The sequence below is a fragment of the Agrobacterium sp. 20P9.1.2 genome (assembly GCF_057799395.1).
The window spans coordinates 80096-96575 of record NZ_JBYOKI010000001.1; the positions used below are offsets into that span (position 1 = coordinate 80096).

Here is a 16480-nt window from a genome sequence, read left to right on the forward strand (position 1 = left end):
GCTTTAAAGCTCATGAGTACAGCTTCCGTCCCTCTTCCCAACTGGATCAGCTACGGCCTTCTGCCGTTCCTGAACATCGTCACCGCCTTTTTCATCTCTGGCCTCGTCGTCTGGGGCATTGGCGAAAATCCCTTTGCAGCATTGCGGCTTCTGATCGAGGGTTCGCTGGGCCGAGGTGACGCCATCGGCTTCACCCTGTTTTATACCACCAGCTTCATCTTCACCGGCCTGTCGGTGGCGGTCGCCTTCCATGCGGGCCTTTTCAATATCGGCTCGGAAGGTCAGGCCTATATCGGCGGCCTGGGTGCCGCCATGGTGGCACTTGCGCTGGACCGCTACGTGCCCTGGTATGTCACCATGCCGTTTGCCGTCATCGGTGCTGCGGTGTTTGGTGCGGCCTGGGCCTTCATTCCCGGCTGGCTTCAGGCAAAACGCGGCAGCCACGTCGTCATCACCACCATCATGTTCAACTTCATCGCAGCTGCGCTGATGGTCTATCTGCTGGTCAACGTCTTCATCGTCCCCGGCAAGATGGCGCCGGAAACCCGCACCTTCCTGCCCGGCGGCCAATTGCCGAAGCTGGACTGGCTGATGGCGATGTTCGGCCTGAAACTCGGCCCCGCGCCCTTCAACGTCTCCTTCCTCATCGCGCTCGTTGCCGCGTTTCTGGTCTGGGTTCTGATCTGGCGCACGAAGCTCGGCTATGAAATGCGCACGCTCGGCATCAGTCCGTCGGCTGCGGTCTATGCGGGCATTCCCTATTCGCGCACCGTCATCATCGCCATGCTGATCTCTGGCGGCTTAGCGGGTATGATGGCGCTCAACCCTGTCATGGGTGCGTCGGCACGTTTGCAGGTTGAATTCGTTGGCGGTGCAGGTTTCGTCGGCATTGCCGTGTCGCTCATGGGCCGCAGCCATCCGCTCGGCATCGTCTTTGCGGCCCTGCTCTTCGGCATTCTCTATCAGGGCGGCGCCGATCTTTCGTTTGAAATGCCCAACATCACCCGCGAGATGATCGTCGTCATTCAGGGGCTCGTCATCCTGTTTGCAGGCGCGCTCGAATATATGTACCGCCCCGCTGTGGTGCGGATCTATCAGCAATTTGTGAAGAGGTAAGGCCCATGGAAACCTTCGATATGCTGGTCAGCATTCTCGGTTCGACCGTCCGCCTGACCATCCCGCTACTGTTCACGGCCCTTGCAGGCCTATTTTCGGAACGCGCCGGTGTGTTCGACATCGGCCTTGAGGGCAAGATGTTGGCTGCCGCCTTCGCATCCGCTTGCGTGGCCTATCTCACCGCCGATCCTTGGGCGGGTCTTGCCGCCGGTATCGGCGTGTCGATCTTCTTTTCGCTGGTGCATGGTTTCGCTGTCATCACCAACCGCGGCAACCAGATCGTCTCGGGCGTGGCACTCAACTTCGTCGCCGCTGGTCTGACGGTTGTTCTGGGGCAAGCATGGTTCGGGCAGGGCGGTCGCACGCCGCAAATCCCCGGCGAAGGCCGTTTCACGCCGATCATTCTTCCTGGTGTGGATGCCATGCGCGAAATCCCCTTCATCGGCCCGCTCTACGCCAATGTCATCTCCGGCAACAATATCCTGACCTACCTCGCCTTCATCGCCGTGCCGATTTCCTGGTGGGTGCTCTACCGTACCCGCTTTGGCCTTCGCCTGCGCGCCGTGGGTGAAAATCCGGGCGCTGTCGATACGGCAGGCATTTCCGTGACATGGATGCGCTTCCGCGCCGTCATCGTTGCCGGTTTCCTCTGTGGCTTTGCTGGAACCTATCTTGCCGTAGCCCAGTCTGCCGCCTTCATCGCCAACATGTCGGCGGGCAAGGGCTATATCGCGCTCGCGGCCTTGATCTTCGCCAAATGGAAGCCGGTGCCTGTCATGTTTGCCTGCCTTCTGTTCGGTTTTCTGGATGCTGTCGCAAACTTCATGCAGGGCAAGGCCATTCCGGGCATCGGTGAAGTTCCGGTCCAGATCTTCCAGGCGTTGCCCTATATCCTCACCTGCATTCTGCTGGCCGGTTTCATCGGCGTTGCCAAGCCTCCGAAGGCCGGTGGCGTTGCTTACTCGAAGGAGCGTTAAACCATGTCTCATGAGCTTTTCGAAGCCGCCCGCGAGGCCATGGCCTTTGCCCACGCACCCTATTCGAAGTTCCCCGTCGGTGCGGCCATCCGCGCCGAAGACGGCAAGATTTACAAGGGCGCCAATATCGAGAACCTGTCCTTCCCTCAAGGCTGGTGCGCTGAACCCTCCGCCATCAGCGCCATGGTCATGGGCGGGGCAAAGAAGATCACCGAAATCGCCGTTATCGCGGAAAAGCTGGCGCTCTGCCCGCCCTGCGGCGGCTGCCGCCAGAAGATCGCGGAATTCGCGTCCGCCGACACCAAGATTTATCTCTGTGACGAAGCGGGCGTACAGAAGGTCATGACCATGGACGAACTCCTGCCCTTCAGCTTCAAGACAGAGTTGCCTTGATGGATCACGCGATCATCGATGTCCTCGTGGACAGGCTGAACGGGCTGATGCCGCGCACCGCCGTGGTTCTCGGCTCCGGCTTAGGCTCTCTGGTGGACGAGGTGACCGACCCAATCCGCATTCCCTATGCGGATATTCCTGGCTTTCCCGAAAGCGCCGTCTCCGGCCACGCGGGCGAACTGGTCGCTGGCTATCTCGGCGGTCAGCCCATCATCATGCTGGCAGGCCGTGTGCATTATTACGAACAGGGTGACGCGAGCGCCATGCGCCCGGCCATCGAGGCTCTCTCTGGTATCGGCGTGCAATCGCTGATCCTTACCAATTCGGCAGGCTCCGTTCGACAGGACATGCCACCCGGATCGGTCATGCAGATCACCGATCACATCAATTATTCCGGCATGAACCCGCTGATCGGTGAAGACAGCGACCGCCGCTTCGTCGGCATGACCAGCGCTTATGATGCGGATCTGTCGCTTGCCATGCGCAATGCCGCCATTCGCGCCACCGTGCCGCTGTTTTCGGGCGTTTACATGTGGTTCTCCGGCCCAAGCTTCGAAACGCCTGCGGAAATCCACATGGCCCGAACGCTGGGTGCAGATGCCGTCGGCATGTCCACAGTACCGGAAGTCATCCTTGCGCGCTTTTTCGGGATGCGCGTTGCCGCCGCTTCCGTTATTACCAATTACGGTGCCGGCATGACCGGGGCTGAACTGAGCCATGAAGAAACCAAAGACATGGCGCCCATAGGCGGCAAGAGACTGGCCGCAATCTTAACGGAAATGATTTCAGGAGGAAATTGAGCATGGAACTTCAGCGCCCGCGCGAAGCCGCCGCTCTCGCCTTGTCCTTGCTGGACCTCACTAATCTAAAGGAAGATTGCACGCCGGAGCAGATTGCTGCGCTGTGCCAGAAGGCCCATACGCAGTACGGCACGACGGCTGCCATCTGCATCTGGCCGCGTTTCGTGGCGCAGGCCCGTGCCGCCTTCGGCAAGGACCACTCGATCCGCATCGCAACCGTCGTCAATTTCCCCTCGGGCGATCTCGAAGTCGCAACCGTGGTCGGTGAGACAGAACGCGCCATCGCCGATGGTGCCGACGAAATCGATCTGGTCATTCCCTACAAGAAATTCATCGCAGGCGATGAACATGCCGTGGCCGAAATGGTCGCTGCCGTGCGCACGGCCTGTGTAACTCCTGTTCTGCTCAAGGTCATTCTCGAAACCGGGGAATTGAAGGACAAGGCGCTGATCCGCCGCGCTTCTGAAATCGCCATTGCCGAGGGTGCGGATTTCATCAAGACTTCTACCGGCAAGGTCTCGGTCAATGCCACGCTGGAAGCCGCCGACATCATGTTGCAGGCCATCCGCGACAGCAAAAAGAAGGTCGGCTTCAAGCCTGCCGGTGGCATCGGCACGGTGGAAGATGCAACGCTTTATCTGCGTCTGGCAGAAACCATCATGCAGCCCAACTGGGCCATGCCATCCACCTTCCGCTTCGGCGCATCCGGCATTCTGGACGATATTTTGAACGTGCTGGGCGGCGGCGAACCTGCCAAGTCCGCCAGCGGATATTGATCTCCAATGATCCCGCAGGAAATCATCCGTCGCAAACGCGATGGGCAGGTGCTGACGGCGGATGAGATTTCCGCCTTCATCTCCGGCCTGTCCAGCGGTGCGATTTCCGAGGGACAGGCCGCAGCCTTCGCCATGGCCGTCTTCTTTCGCGGCATGAACCGCGGTGAGACTGTGGCGCTGACGCTTGCCATGCGCGACAGCGGCGATGTTCTTTCCTGGGCCGATGTCGGCAAGCCCATTGCCGACAAGCACTCCACCGGCGGCGTGGGCGACAATGTCTCGCTCATGCTTGCCCCCATCGTTGCCGCCTGCGGTCTGGCGGTCCCAATGATTTCGGGCCGCGGCCTTGGCCACACCGGCGGCACGCTCGACAAGCTCGAAGCCGTTACCGGCTACAATGTCATGCCGGATGAGACCCTGTTTCGCCGCACGGTCAAAGATGTCGGCTGCGCCATCATCGGCCAGACGGGCGATCTCGCCCCCGCCGACAAGCGGCTCTATGCTATCAGAGATGTGACCGCGACCGTCGATTCCATCCCACTGATTACAGCCTCCATCCTGTCCAAAAAACTGGCCGCCGGGCTGGAAACACTGGTGCTGGATGTCAAATTCGGCAGTGGCGCTTTCATGCTCAGCGCCGACGAATCGGAACTGCTGGCCCGTGCGCTGGTGGACGTCGCCAACGGCGCAGGCGTTAAAACCTCAGCTCTCATCACCGATATGAACGAACCCTTGGCCGATGCCGCAGGCAACGCGCTGGAAATCGTGCATTGTCTGGATTTTCTGAACGGCAAAAAAACCGGAACCCGCATCGAAACGCTGGTCCTCGCCTTTGCCGCTGAAATGCTCGCGCAATCCGGCGCCGTCTCCAGTCTTTCGGAAGGCGAAGCCATGGCGCGCAAGGCGCTTGCCTCCGGTGCGGCCTTGGAGCGTTTCGGCCAGATGATCTCAGCCCTCGGCGGACCCTCGGATTTCATCGAAAAGCCGGGCCAGTATCTCAAACCCGCACCGCATATTGCGCCTGTTTTGGCAACAGAAGACGGCTTTCTATCCTCCTGCCACACACGAGATATTGGCATGGTCGTTGTCACTCTCGGCGGCGGTCGTCGCCACCCCAGCGATGTCATCGACCACCGCGTGGGCATTTCGGATATTCTGCCCTTGGGAACAAGGGTGGAGAAGGGTCAGCCGATTGCCATGGTGCATGCGGCAACGCAGGAGAGCCTGGCCAAGGCCATTCAGGACGTGTCTGACGCCTATGGCCTTTCGCAGCAAGCACCCGGCGAGCAGCCGATTATCGTTTCGCGCATCGGTGCCTGACCGTTACCGCGTCAGAACAAGCCTGCCGTTTTCCGATTTGAAGGATTTGAGCTGCTTCAGAAAGCTCATGCCGATCAGCACCGTGTCCAGCCCGCCATCTTTCGAAACGGCTGCCTGCACGTTGCGCGCAACGATATTTCCGAGCTCCACCCTCTCCAGCGTAATGACGGCAACGGATTTGACGCCGTTTGCGGTGGACGTCTGATATTTGTAATCGCTGTCCTTCAGCACATAACCCAGCCGTCTGGCAGTGCTCTCATCGAAGGCAACCAGCGAAGCGCCGGTATCGATCATCCCTTCGATCTGCTTGCCATTGATTCTAAGCTTGGCGGCATAGTGGCCACGCCTGTCGGCCGTCAGCGTCACCGTGCCTGCACTTGGCGGCGCGGTCGGCGTGCTGGCTTTGGTTACCGGTAAAGCATCGCTGGTCGCCTCCGTCTCGGACGGAATGGCGAGATAATCCTCAAGGAATTTGGGGGCTGATACGGCCAAAATGATGATACCACCAGCCGCGAACAGAAATCCCCGTGACATCATCTTCGCTTAATATCCCTTGTGCCCCACCTTAAGCCGTATGATGTGGGAAGAAGGCGTGAAAAAGTTGCTAACGGCCCGATGAAAGCGCCCTTTGATGTGCGGCTTTGAGGGCGTCAATGCGGGTTTTGGTTAATCGATATCTCAAATCCGGATCAACCGGTCCCAAATACGAACAGCCAGCTATCACGTCGATCAAGATCGACATAATAAAAATAACAAAATCAATGACTTAAAATTAAATCGCCAAAAACATCAAAAAAACTTTCGAAATTTCATTCACGGCCTCCGAATCAGCCGCACACTGTTTCCACTTTCGCCGAGGAGATGTTTCGCGAGACATCGAGGTGGCGAGGGCTGGTGGGTGGACGCAGACGTGCGGCCAGACATTGGGAATACCATGTCAGGGTAAGACCGGTGGACCTGATTTTCTCGACGCGAAAGACCATTCACGGCTTTCGGGCAGGGCGAGGCGAAACGGTTCAGCGGAGACTGCCTGTCACGCTCAGCCCGGATCATTCACGGTCCGGTCTGGGCAAGACATGGCCTGCAAGAACGAAAGACCAGAGGCCACGCAAATGCGGAAGCCAACGACAACACCATACCAGAGACCCATCCGCATTTGCGTGTGTTCTCCGGGTTAAAGCAAAACATGCCACGGGTGCATCGCACCGCGTGAACGGCGAAGCACGTCTTGAGCGATGTGTGGCCGTTCACGCGATTGCACTTTGAAAGCCAAGGGCTCTAACTCTTTGAATCTACGCATCGTGCTTAGCGAAAATCGATTCCGATTTTCGCGCCGATGCGCTAGTTTCCCCACAAACAGGAATTCGGTCGGCATCATGGCACTTTCGGACAAGCATATTCTTCTCATCATTTCCGGTGGCATCGCGGCCTATAAGAGCCTTGATCTCATCCGCCGGCTGAAAGAGCGCGGCGCGAAGGTGACGCCTGTCATGACGCGCGGGGCGCAGGAATTCGTGACGCCACTTGCCGTTGGCGCACTCTCGGCCACCCATGTTTTCACCGAACTGTTCTCGCGTCAGGACGAACAGGATGTCGGCCATATCAGGCTGGCGCGAGACTGCGATCTCATCCTCGTCGCACCGGCGACTGCCGATCTCATGGCGAAGATGGCAAACGGTCTGGCCGATGATCTGGCCTCCACCGTGTTGCTGGCCACGGATCGCAAGGTGCTCATCGCACCCGCCATGAACCCTAAAATGTGGACGGCCAGGGCAACCCAGCGCAACATTTCGATCCTGAAAGCAGATGGCATCGGTTTCATCGGGCCCATGGCAGGCGAGATGGCGGAAAGAGGCGAGGCAGGCCTTGGCCGCATGGCCGAGCCCTTGCAGATCGTCGATGCCGCCGAAAAGCTTCTGGATCATGGCCCGAAGCCGCTGGCAGGCAAAAAAGCCATCGTCACTTCCGGCCCGACCCATGAGCCTATCGATCCCGTCCGCTACATCGCCAACCGCTCCTCCGGCAAGCAAGGCCATGCCATTGCCGCAGCGCTTGCTGAATTGGGTGCCGAGGTCACACTGGTCTCCGGACCTGTGACAATCGCCGATCCCGCAGGGGTCACGACCATTCATATCGAACGCGCCGAGGAAATGCGCGACGCCGTTCTCTCGCAGCTGCCCGCCGACATCGCGGTCATGGTGGCTGCTGTCGCCGACTGGCGCGCCGCGACCGCTGTGGATCAGAAGATCAAGAAACAACCCGGCGACCAGCCGCCCGCCCTGCAAATGGTGGAAAATCCGGATATTCTGAAGACCGTGGGCCATCAAGCGCAAAGGCCAAAAATCGTTGTCGGCTTTGCTGCTGAAACGCAGGATGTCGAGATCAATGGCCGCGCCAAGCTGGAGCGCAAAGGTGCCGATATCATCGTTGCCAATGACGTTTCCGCCGCGACGGGCATCATGGGTGGAGATCGCAACAGCGTGAAGATCATCTCGAAAACCGGCATCGATGCCTGGCCTGATCTCGATAAGGCCGAAGTCGCAAAACGCCTCGCGGCCCTCATCGCGGAGAAACTGGCATGAGCCTGTTCGACCGCACAAGCTTCGATGCCACCCTGGGCAAATGGCCCGGCGTTTCCTTCGTCGATCAATGGGACTCCCATGTCGCCAAGGTGGGCGAGAAGGTCTTCGCCGTTCTGGGCGAACGAGACGACTGGCGCCTCGTCGTCAAGTGTTCGGAAGAAAGTTTCGAGATTCTCACCTCACTGGAAGGCATCGCCCAGGCACCCTATTTCGCCAAGCGCAAATGGGTGTCGATCTCAGACCATTCACCGCTGGAGGCGGCGGAACTGGATCTTTATGTGCGCCGGTCCTATGAGTTGGTCGCGGCTGGGCTGACGAAGAAGCTGCGGGCGGAATTGGGGATTGTTCTGGACCAGTGAATGCGGATTTATTCGCTTTCGAACGGGATTTTCTGTTCTTCCGAAACGCATTACTTCGCCTGCAATGCGCGAATTGCGGACACAGGAAGATCAAACTAAATTACGCGATCTGCAACGTTCCATAGAGGCTTGAGACTTGCGCTTTACGTTGATAATCGCTGCAATAGCTGGGTTGCTCATCTTCATTTTTTCCGGCCTTGTTGGTGCCGTGGGATGGTCAGTGGCCAGTGAACAATGTCCAAGCGGCAATGACTGCCAAGATGCACATTTCGCTGCGGTTTTCGGCACATCATTGGCAGCCCTTGGGCTCGCTTTGATGGTTCCAGCAATCAGACAAGCCGTTGTAAGCCGACAGAATTAAAGGTCTCCTGAGGCCTCTTTGCGGATCACCACTTTGATCCAAATGCGCGATGCGCACTCTAGGGCCAATCGGGCACATGCTGGCAGGAAGCTCATCGCTGCGCTCGAATATGTCGTGAAGCGCCGCATATTATCTTCAAAGCAAAGCGTATCGCTAACGTAATCATCGCAAACGTCCCGATCCAAAATAGGATAGCGGCGGGAAACCGCCAATCATGAAGGCTTGGCAGGTTAAGCGCGTTGCGTGTCCAATCAGAAATTAAAAGCAGCGAGACAATCCAGAAACCGGTCGTCCAATTTATCAGCTGATCGTACCACAAGGCGGGTCCGCATTCAAAGTTGCCGAACTCGCCATGCACACAGCCTGAGAGGCCAAACTGCCGCAGTGAGAGCCAAATAACAAAAGAAATGACGGAAAGCGCCCACCAAAGGGATGTAGCGACGGCAAGCGCCCTAATCGCAAGACGAAGCGTGAAACGAGCGAAAGCCAACATCAACTTTGAATAGCTTCTCAGTCGTTTAAGCACAACCGTCAACGTCACGCCGATAGCAGACGAAAACGCCGTAATTTCGTTTGCGGAATGCCGTCGAAACCAGCTTCAGCTAACCCTCACCGCAATATAAACCAACACCAGCGCAATCACCCAAAGCGCAATGCGTCCCCAGCGTGTATGCCGCGCCTCGGCTTTGCCGATGGCTTCTGCCGTGCTGGCATCGAAGCGCAGGCCGTGTTCGCTCATATAGACAAGATCAGCATGCAGCTTTTCCGTCTTGGCGGCGATTTCCGGGGCGGCTTCGGCGAGTTTGACGGCTGCTTTGAGCCCGTCCTTCAGGTCGGTCACGATGCGCTTGGGGCCGAGATTGTCGCGGATCCAGCCGCTGACAACAGGGTCTGCCGCTTTCCACATGTTGAAGCGCGGGTTGAGAATGCGTGAAACGCCTTCCACCACCACCATGGTCTTTTGCAGCATCACCAGTTCGGGACGCGTTTCCATGTCGAAGAGTTCGGTCACTTCGAAGAGAAGCGTCAGCAGCTTGCCCATGGAGATGGTTTCGGCAGGCTGGCCATGGATAGGCTCGCCGATGGCGCGGATGGCCTGGGCGAAGCTGGCGATGTCATGGTGGCCGGGAACATAGCCCGCTTCGAAATGCACTTCCGCCACGCGCATGTAATCGCGGGTGATGAAGCCATATAGAATTTCGGCCAGGAACCGCCGTTCCTTTTTGCCGAGCCGCCCGGCAATGCCCATGTCAACGGCAACGATCATGCCCTTGGGGTCTACGAAGAGGTTGCCCGGATGCATGTCGGCATGGAAGAAGCCGTCGCGCAGCGTATGGCGCAGGAAGGACTGGATCAGCGTATCGGCCAGCGCATTGAGATCGTGACCGGCAGCCTTCAGGCCCTCCACATCCGACATCTTGACGCCGTCGATCCATTCCATGGTGACGACATCGCGGCCCGTCCGCTCCCAGTCCACCTCCGGTACGCGAAAGCCGGGATCATTTTGCGTGTTCTCCGCAAGTTCGGACAGGGCAGCCGCTTCCAGCCTCAAATCCATTTCGATCTTAGTCGTCTGCTCCAGCGCACGCGTCACCTCCACCGGGCGTAGACGGCGGGCGGAACGGATGAAGCGCTGCTGAAGATCGGCAATCAGATACATCGCCTCCAGATCGTTCTGGAAGCGCTGGCGCACGCCGGGGCGAATGACCTTCACGGCCACCTTCTTCTGCCCCGAGGGGGTGCGCACGATGGCCGGGTGCACCTGCGCAATGGAGGCGGCTGCAATCGGATCACGGAATTCGAGATAAAGGTCGGAGACAGGACGACCGAGTGACCCCTCGATATTCGCCTTTGCCGCAGCATTCGGGAAGAAGGCCATGCGGTCCTGCAGGCGCGAAAGGTCTTCGGCAAAATCCGCGCCCACCACATCCGGGCGGGTGGCCAGAAACTGGCCCATCTTGACATAGGAAGGGCCGAGACGTTCCACGGCAGTTGCCAGCCGGTCACGACGGTCTGCATGTTTTGCCCGGTTGCGGGCGAAGGGCTTGAGCATCGCTTTGGCAAATTTCGCCGTGGCCGGCAGCTCCTCGGACGGAAGAGCCAGAACCACGCCTTCGCGCACGAGAACCCAGCCGACCCTTGCGAGCCGGAAATATGCGCCAAGCGTACTCATGCGAATGCCTTCTTCCTGCTGCTGCAAGCCTTCATGTGGATCAAAGCTTCCAGCCGGAATGCAGCGCGGCGATGCCGCCGGTATAATTGGTATAGGTCACGCGCGAGAAACCGGCAGTGCGGATCATCGCTGCAAAGTCTTCCTGATTGGGGAATTTGCGGATCGATTCCACCAGATACTGATAGGGTTCGGCATCACCGGTAATCATCTTGCCGAATTGCGGAATGGCATTGAAGGACCAGGCATCATAGACCTTGTCGAGAAGCGGCATTTCCACTTCGGAAAATTCCAGCACCAGCAAACGCCCGCCGCGCTTCAGCACCCGATGCGCTTCCTTGAGCGCCACATCGATACGCGGCACGTTGCGAATGCCGAAGGCGACCGTATAGGCATCGAAACTATTGGCCTCGAAAGGCAGCTCCTCGGCATTGGCTTCCACGAAGGTCAGATTGTCGGAAAGCTTCTTCTTTGCCGCCCGCTCTTCGCCCACCGCCAGCATCGAGCCGTTGATGTCGAGAACGGTGGAATGGGCGAGGCGATTGGAAGCTTCGATGATGCGGAATGCGATGTCGCCGGTGCCGCCAGCCACATCCAGCGTCTTGTATGACGGGTCCTTGCGCGGGTTAAGCGCTGAGATCATGGCGTCTTTCCACAAACGGTGCATGCCCGCAGACATGACATCATTCATGATGTCGTAGCGCTTGGCGACCTTGTGAAAGACCTCATTGACCATGCCCTGCTTCTGGCCTTCGTCAACCTTGTGAAAGCCGTAAGAGGTTTCCATGCCGCCATCTGCGGTGGTGCGGGCTTCGGTCATCGGCGGTCTCCATCTTTAATTGCGGTGCGGACCATAGCGGAAAGGCGATTGCGACGCTATCTGTTGCGACACAACATGCCTGCGACATGTATGCCCGCAGGCATGAGATCACAAGACCGTTGCGGTAAACATGTGGGATAAACTCCATGCCAGAATTGCCCGAAGTTGAAACCGTCCGACGCGGCCTTGCGCCGACCATGGAGGGTGCGCGCGTAGAGAAAGTCGTGCTTGCCCGGCCCGACCTGCGCTTTCCCTTTCCCGATGGGTTTTCGGCCCTGGTGGAAGGCAAGCGCATCGTCTCTCTGGGACGTCGGGCCAAATATCTGCTGATCGAGCTTGAAGACGGGCTCACCATCATCGCGCATCTGGGCATGTCCGGCTCCTTCCGCATCGAGGAACAGTCAGGGCCGTCGGAAACGCCGGGCGAGTTTCATTATGCGCGCTCAAAGGATGGCAAGCATGACCATGTCATCTTCCATCTGCAAAAAGAGACGGGGGCGTCTGCGCAGGTCATCTATAATGACCCGCGCCGTTTCGGCTTCATGCATCTGGTGGAGCGCGCCCATATCGACCTCTACCCTGCCTTTGCCGATCTCGGGCCCGAACCGACCGGCAATGCGCTGAGCGCCGATTATCTGGCAAGCCGCTTTGATGGCAAAAGCCAGCCGCTGAAAAGCACGCTGCTGGACCAGAAGGTCATTGCCGGGCTTGGCAATATCTATGTCTGTGAGGCTATGTGGCGCGCGCATCTGTCTCCTTTAAGAGCGGCAGGGACACTGGTGACAAAAACCGGAAAGCCCAAGGCCCAGCTGGTCGATCTGACCCAGAAAATCCGCGAGGTCATTGCCGATGCGATTGCGGCGGGTGGCTCTTCGCTGCGCGACCATATCCAGACCGACGGCACGCTCGGCTATTTCCAGCATTCCTTTTCGGTTTACGATCGCCAAGGTCATGCTTGCCCCACACCCGGTTGCGGAGGTACGGTCGAGCGGATCGTGCAGGCCGGGCGCTCCACCTTCTATTGCGCCGCCTGTCAAAAATAATGGGAGAGGACCACCCACATGGATTACGAAACGCTGATCGTTGAAAAGCGTGATGATGTCGGCGTCATCACGCTCAACCGACCGCAGGCTCTGAACGCGCTGAACTCCGCCCTCTTGAAGGAACTGCGACATATATTGGCGTCCTTTTCGACGGATGATTCCATCGGCGCCATCGTCATCACCGGTTCGCCAAAGGCCTTTGCCGCCGGTGCGGATATAAAGGAGATGCAGTCGCTGGATTTCGTCGATGCCTACCTCGGTGATTTCCTGGGCGGCTGGGACGATGTGGCGGCTGCCCGCAAGCCGGTCATCGCGGCGGTCTCCGGATTTGCGCTGGGCGGCGGCTGCGAGCTTGCCATGATGTGCGATTTCATCATCGCGTCCGAGAGTGCCAAATTCGGACAGCCGGAAATCACGCTCGGCGTCATTCCCGGCATGGGCGGGTCGCAGCGCCTGACGCGCGCCGTCGGCAAGGCCAAGGCCATGGACCTGGTGCTGACGGGCCGCAAGATGGATGCGGCTGAAGCGGAGCGGGCAGGGCTGGTGTCACGCATCGTGCCGCAGGAGCGGCTGATGGATGAAGCGGTGGAGGCGGCCAGCACCATCGCATCCCTGTCGCGTGCATCCGTGCTGATGGCCAAGGAAAGCGTCAATCGCTCCTTCGAGGTCTCTCTGAGCGAAGGCCTGCGCTTCGAGCGCCGCCTGTTCCAGTCGCTTTTTGCGACGGACGACCAGAAAGAAGGCATGGCGGCTTTCGTGGAGAAGAGAAAACCTGTATTCAAGAATCGCTATTGCAATCCTATGGCGGAATAGACACAAAACCTTCATGTGTTTTGGGTTCCAGCGACGCCAAGGATTCGGAATATCAGCGTTTTTGCTGAAAATGCGCGTTGACGGGCAGCAGCTTTAGGGTTATATGCCCGCCCACGGTTAGGAAAAGCCATCCGGCTTGTTCCAATTACTCCCGCACTCTTTGGAACGCGAGGTCTTTGACGGACCTGATCCTGTGGTTGCGGATTTTGGTTTGAATTCGAAGAGAGGCATACATGGCCAATACAACTTCGGCGAAAAAGGCGACTCGCAAGATCGCTCGCCGTACCGCAGTCAACAAGGCTCGCCGTTCGCGCGTTCGCGGTTTCATTCGCAAGGTCGAAGAGGCCATCGCATCGGGTGATCTGGCAGTCGCAACAGAAGCGCTCAAAGTAGCCCAGCCTGAGATCCAGCGCGCAGCTACCCGCGGCGTTCTGCACGGCAACACGGCGTCCCGCAAGGTGTCCCGTCTGGCCCAGCGCGTGAAGGCACTTTCCGCCTAATCCGGCTAATACAAATTTATTACAAAAAAGCCTGGTCGAAAGACCGGGCTTTTTCTGTTTCTAACGACTTGTTAACATTGTGCTGCATAGCATGACACTTCTGCGTCAGAGCGATGACGAAAAAAGATAATAAAAAACAATGACTTACAAAAGGTCTTTAAAATCTGACCGTCCTCCCCCTGCGGAAGGTTACCGAAGTATAGAGTCAAGAGAATTTTTATTTTTCCGCCAAATCACGCTTTAAAAAAGCCACGAAATTGAATCTCATTGATTCATAAGAGATTCTCCAGACGGCCATTCAATCGATGCAAAACGGCCTGTGTGAGTCAATGGCCGATCTTCCGTTTCGCAGAAAAATCGCCATTGATCTCCACCCCCGATCCTGCCTAAATGCATCTCGACAAGGGGCAAGGATTTCTATCCACAAGCTATCTCGATCCTTGAGTATCGAAGGTACATGCTCCTTGCGGACGAGTTCTGTTTGAGTTCGTTTTTTCAAGTATCGGGGCCGGTTTGGCCGCAATCCAGCAGGTTGCGGAAATGCGAAACCGTGCCTTGATTGGCATATGTTAAAGTTGTGTTGTGGGAGTAGTTGTTGAGTAATCGCAGGCCTCTCCATGATGTAGAGGGAAATGGGATAACCGGCTCGCGGTAATACAAATGGCTTGAGGACATGTCTTTCGAGGGGAGTGTCCGAGAGTAAGAATGAACGAGGGGTATCCCTGATGGACGTTGGTTCGTCAGGCTATGATTGGCAATTTGAAAGGCGGCAATATGCAATTGAATTTGGTGATGGGTGCGGTGGCAAACGGGGACCGCACACCAAAGGCATGTGATGCAGCTGGCACTGATGCGGCAGGGGACAAACAGGATATGAAGCATGACGCGCTGTTCGAGCGTTTTAGCGCGCGGCTGAAAGCACAGGTTGGACCCGAAGTTTACGCAAGCTGGTTCGCTCGGCTCAAACTTCATTCCGTTTCCAAAAGCGTTGTGCGTTTTACCGTTCCAACGACATTTCTGAAGTCCTGGATCAACAACCGTTACATCGACCTCATCACGACGCTCGTTCAGAGCGAAGATGCTGATGTGTTGAAGGTGGAGATCCTGGTGCGTTCGGCCAGCCGTCCGGTACGCCCGGCACCGGTTGAAGAACGCGCACAGCCTGTGGTCGATATGAGCGCGTCCGCACAGCGGGCAAAGCCGTTCATTCCGCCGCAGCCGACGTCAAGCGCGCAGCAGTCTCATACGGCAGCATCCGCGTCCACGACCCGTCATTCGGGCTCCGGTCCGCTGTTTGGCTCGCCGCTCGATACACGTTTCACCTTCGATACCTTTGTCGAAGGCGCATCCAACCGCGTGGCCCTGGCAGCAGCCAAGACCATTGCCGAAGCCGGTGCCGGTGCCGTGCGCTTCAATCCGCTCTTCATCCATGCGGGTGTGGGCCTTGGAAAGACGCACCTTCTGCAGGCAATCGCCAATGCGGCCGTCGATAGTCCGCGCAATCCGCGCGTGGTCTATCTGACGGCGGAATATTTCATGTGGCGTTTCGCAACTGCGATCCGTGACAATGACGCACTGACGCTGAAGGACACGCTGCGCAATATCGACCTTCTGGTCATCGATGACATGCAGTTCCTGCAGGGCAAGATGATCCAGCACGAGTTCTGCCATCTGCTCAACATGCTGCTCGACAGCGCCAAGCAGGTCGTGGTGGCCGCAGACCGCGCGCCATGGGAACTGGAATCGCTCGATCCCCGCGTGCGTTCGCGCCTTCAGGGTGGCATGGCCATTGAAATCGAAGGCCCGGACTATGAGATGCGCTATGAAATGCTGACCCAGCGCATCGCAACGGCCCGTCAGGAAGATCCGAGCTTCGATATTCCCGAAGAAATCGTCTCCCACGTCGCCCGCAGCGTCACCGCCAGCGGCCGCGAACTGGAAGGTGCTTTCAACCAGCTGATCTTCCGCCGCTCCTTCGAGCCGAACCTTTCGGTCGAACGCGTGGACGAGCTTCTGGCCCATCTGGTCGGCACCGGCGAAGCCAAGCGTGTGCGCATCGAAGACATCCAGCGCATCGTCGCACGGCATTACAATGTCTCGCGCCAGGAACTGGTCTCCAACCGCCGCACCCGCGTCATCGTCAAGCCGCGCCAGGTGGCCATGTATCTCGCCAAGATGCTGACCCCACGCTCCTTCCCGGAAATCGGTCGCCGCTTCGGCGGACGCGATCACACCACCGTGCTGCACGCGGTGCGCAAGATCGAAGAACTGATCGGCGGAGACAGCAAGCTGGGCCACGAAGTGGAACTGCTGAAGCGGTTGATCAACGAAAACAATGCTTGAGACATCAAACGGTCAGGGAAACCTGACCGTTTTTGATGGAATCTTTCCGTAATAATCAAAGACCGACCGCCGTTTTAAAAAAGACGGCGGTCGGTCTTTCTACTTGT

Annotated in this window: 15 protein-coding genes; 12 read left to right on the forward strand and 3 right to left on the reverse strand. The window is 58.0% G+C overall.

From position 1 onward, the window contains the following. Nucleotides 1–12: 12 nt before the first annotated feature. Genes AC27VJ_RS00345 through deoA form a run of 6 tightly spaced genes read left to right on the forward strand, consistent with a single transcriptional unit; the run spans nt 13 to nt 5382 of the window. Entirely contained in the window at nt 13–1116 is a 1104-nt protein-coding gene (locus tag AC27VJ_RS00345; protein WP_113087267.1) for an ABC transporter permease, read from the forward strand. A gap of 5 nt (nt 1117–1121) precedes the next feature. Continuing rightward, nucleotides 1122–2093: an ABC transporter permease gene (locus AC27VJ_RS00350; RefSeq protein WP_488682377.1), complete on the forward strand. Its 972-nt coding sequence runs from the start codon at nt 1122–1124 to the stop codon at nt 2091–2093. A gap of 3 nt (nt 2094–2096) precedes the next feature. Further along, entirely contained in the window at nt 2097–2486 is a 390-nt protein-coding gene (locus tag AC27VJ_RS00355) for a cytidine deaminase (protein WP_113087265.1), read from the forward strand. Continuing rightward, nucleotides 2486–3286 carry a purine-nucleoside phosphorylase gene (locus tag AC27VJ_RS00360; RefSeq protein ID WP_488682378.1) on the forward strand — a complete coding sequence of 267 codons (801 nt, stop codon included), beginning with the start codon at nt 2486–2488 and terminating at the stop codon, nt 3284–3286. Before AC27VJ_RS00355 ends, AC27VJ_RS00360 begins: the two co-directional genes overlap by 1 nt. 2 nt (nt 3287–3288) lie before the next feature. Next, nucleotides 3289–4062: a deoxyribose-phosphate aldolase gene (gene deoC, locus AC27VJ_RS00365; RefSeq protein WP_488682379.1), complete on the forward strand. Its 774-nt coding sequence runs from the start codon at nt 3289–3291 to the stop codon at nt 4060–4062. A 6-nt stretch (nt 4063–4068) separates the two neighbouring features. Further along, nucleotides 4069–5382 (forward strand): thymidine phosphorylase, encoded by a 1314-nt coding sequence (deoA, locus tag AC27VJ_RS00370; RefSeq protein WP_488682380.1) that lies wholly within the window; start codon nt 4069–4071, stop codon nt 5380–5382. 3 nt (nt 5383–5385) lie between these two features. Here the strand turns inward: deoA and AC27VJ_RS00375 are convergent, their stop codons facing one another. Next, nucleotides 5386–5919 carry a retropepsin-like aspartic protease family protein gene (locus AC27VJ_RS00375; protein WP_488682381.1) on the reverse strand — a complete coding sequence of 178 codons (534 nt, stop codon included), beginning with the start codon at nt 5917–5919 and terminating at the stop codon, nt 5386–5388. Between the two features lie 839 nt (nt 5920–6758). Here AC27VJ_RS00375 and coaBC point away from each other — a divergent pair. Both coaBC and AC27VJ_RS00385 read left to right on the forward strand, forming a co-directional pair. Continuing rightward, nucleotides 6759–7964: a bifunctional phosphopantothenoylcysteine decarboxylase/phosphopantothenate--cysteine ligase CoaBC gene (coaBC, locus tag AC27VJ_RS00380; protein ID WP_488682382.1), complete on the forward strand. Its 1206-nt coding sequence runs from the start codon at nt 6759–6761 to the stop codon at nt 7962–7964. After that, entirely contained in the window at nt 7961–8323 is a 363-nt protein-coding gene (locus AC27VJ_RS00385) for an MmcQ/YjbR family DNA-binding protein (RefSeq protein WP_488682383.1), read from the forward strand. The genes coaBC and AC27VJ_RS00385 overlap by 4 nt, the downstream gene beginning before the upstream one ends. A gap of 959 nt (nt 8324–9282) precedes the next feature. Here the strand turns inward: AC27VJ_RS00385 and ubiB are convergent. Beyond that, nucleotides 9283–10857 (reverse strand): 2-polyprenylphenol 6-hydroxylase, encoded by a 1575-nt coding sequence (gene ubiB / locus AC27VJ_RS00390; RefSeq protein ID WP_488682384.1) that lies wholly within the window; start codon nt 10855–10857, stop codon nt 9283–9285. Between the two features lie 40 nt (nt 10858–10897). Beyond that, complete coding sequence (gene ubiE, locus AC27VJ_RS00395; RefSeq protein ID WP_488682385.1) at nt 10898–11674, reverse strand: bifunctional demethylmenaquinone methyltransferase/2-methoxy-6-polyprenyl-1,4-benzoquinol methylase UbiE; 777 nt, start codon at nt 11672–11674, stop codon at nt 10898–10900. A 146-nt stretch (nt 11675–11820) separates the two neighbouring features. Between ubiE and mutM the strand changes: the two genes are divergently transcribed. The 4 genes from mutM to dnaA all read left to right on the forward strand — a co-directional run bounded on the left by mutM (nt 11821) and on the right by dnaA (nt 16373). Beyond that, nucleotides 11821–12717 carry a bifunctional DNA-formamidopyrimidine glycosylase/DNA-(apurinic or apyrimidinic site) lyase gene (gene mutM / locus AC27VJ_RS00400; RefSeq protein WP_488682386.1) on the forward strand — a complete coding sequence of 299 codons (897 nt, stop codon included), beginning with the start codon at nt 11821–11823 and terminating at the stop codon, nt 12715–12717. A gap of 18 nt (nt 12718–12735) precedes the next feature. Next, nucleotides 12736–13530 carry an enoyl-CoA hydratase gene (locus AC27VJ_RS00405; protein WP_488682387.1) on the forward strand — a complete coding sequence of 265 codons (795 nt, stop codon included), beginning with the start codon at nt 12736–12738 and terminating at the stop codon, nt 13528–13530. 233 nt (nt 13531–13763) lie between these two features. Next, entirely contained in the window at nt 13764–14030 is a 267-nt protein-coding gene (gene rpsT / locus AC27VJ_RS00410) for a 30S ribosomal protein S20 (protein ID WP_062451605.1), read from the forward strand. 873 nt (nt 14031–14903) lie between these two features. After that, nucleotides 14904–16373, forward strand: a complete 1470-nt coding sequence (gene dnaA / locus AC27VJ_RS00415; protein WP_488683146.1) for a chromosomal replication initiator protein DnaA — start codon at nt 14904–14906, stop codon at nt 16371–16373. The last annotated feature ends 107 nt before the right edge of the window (nt 16374–16480 follow it).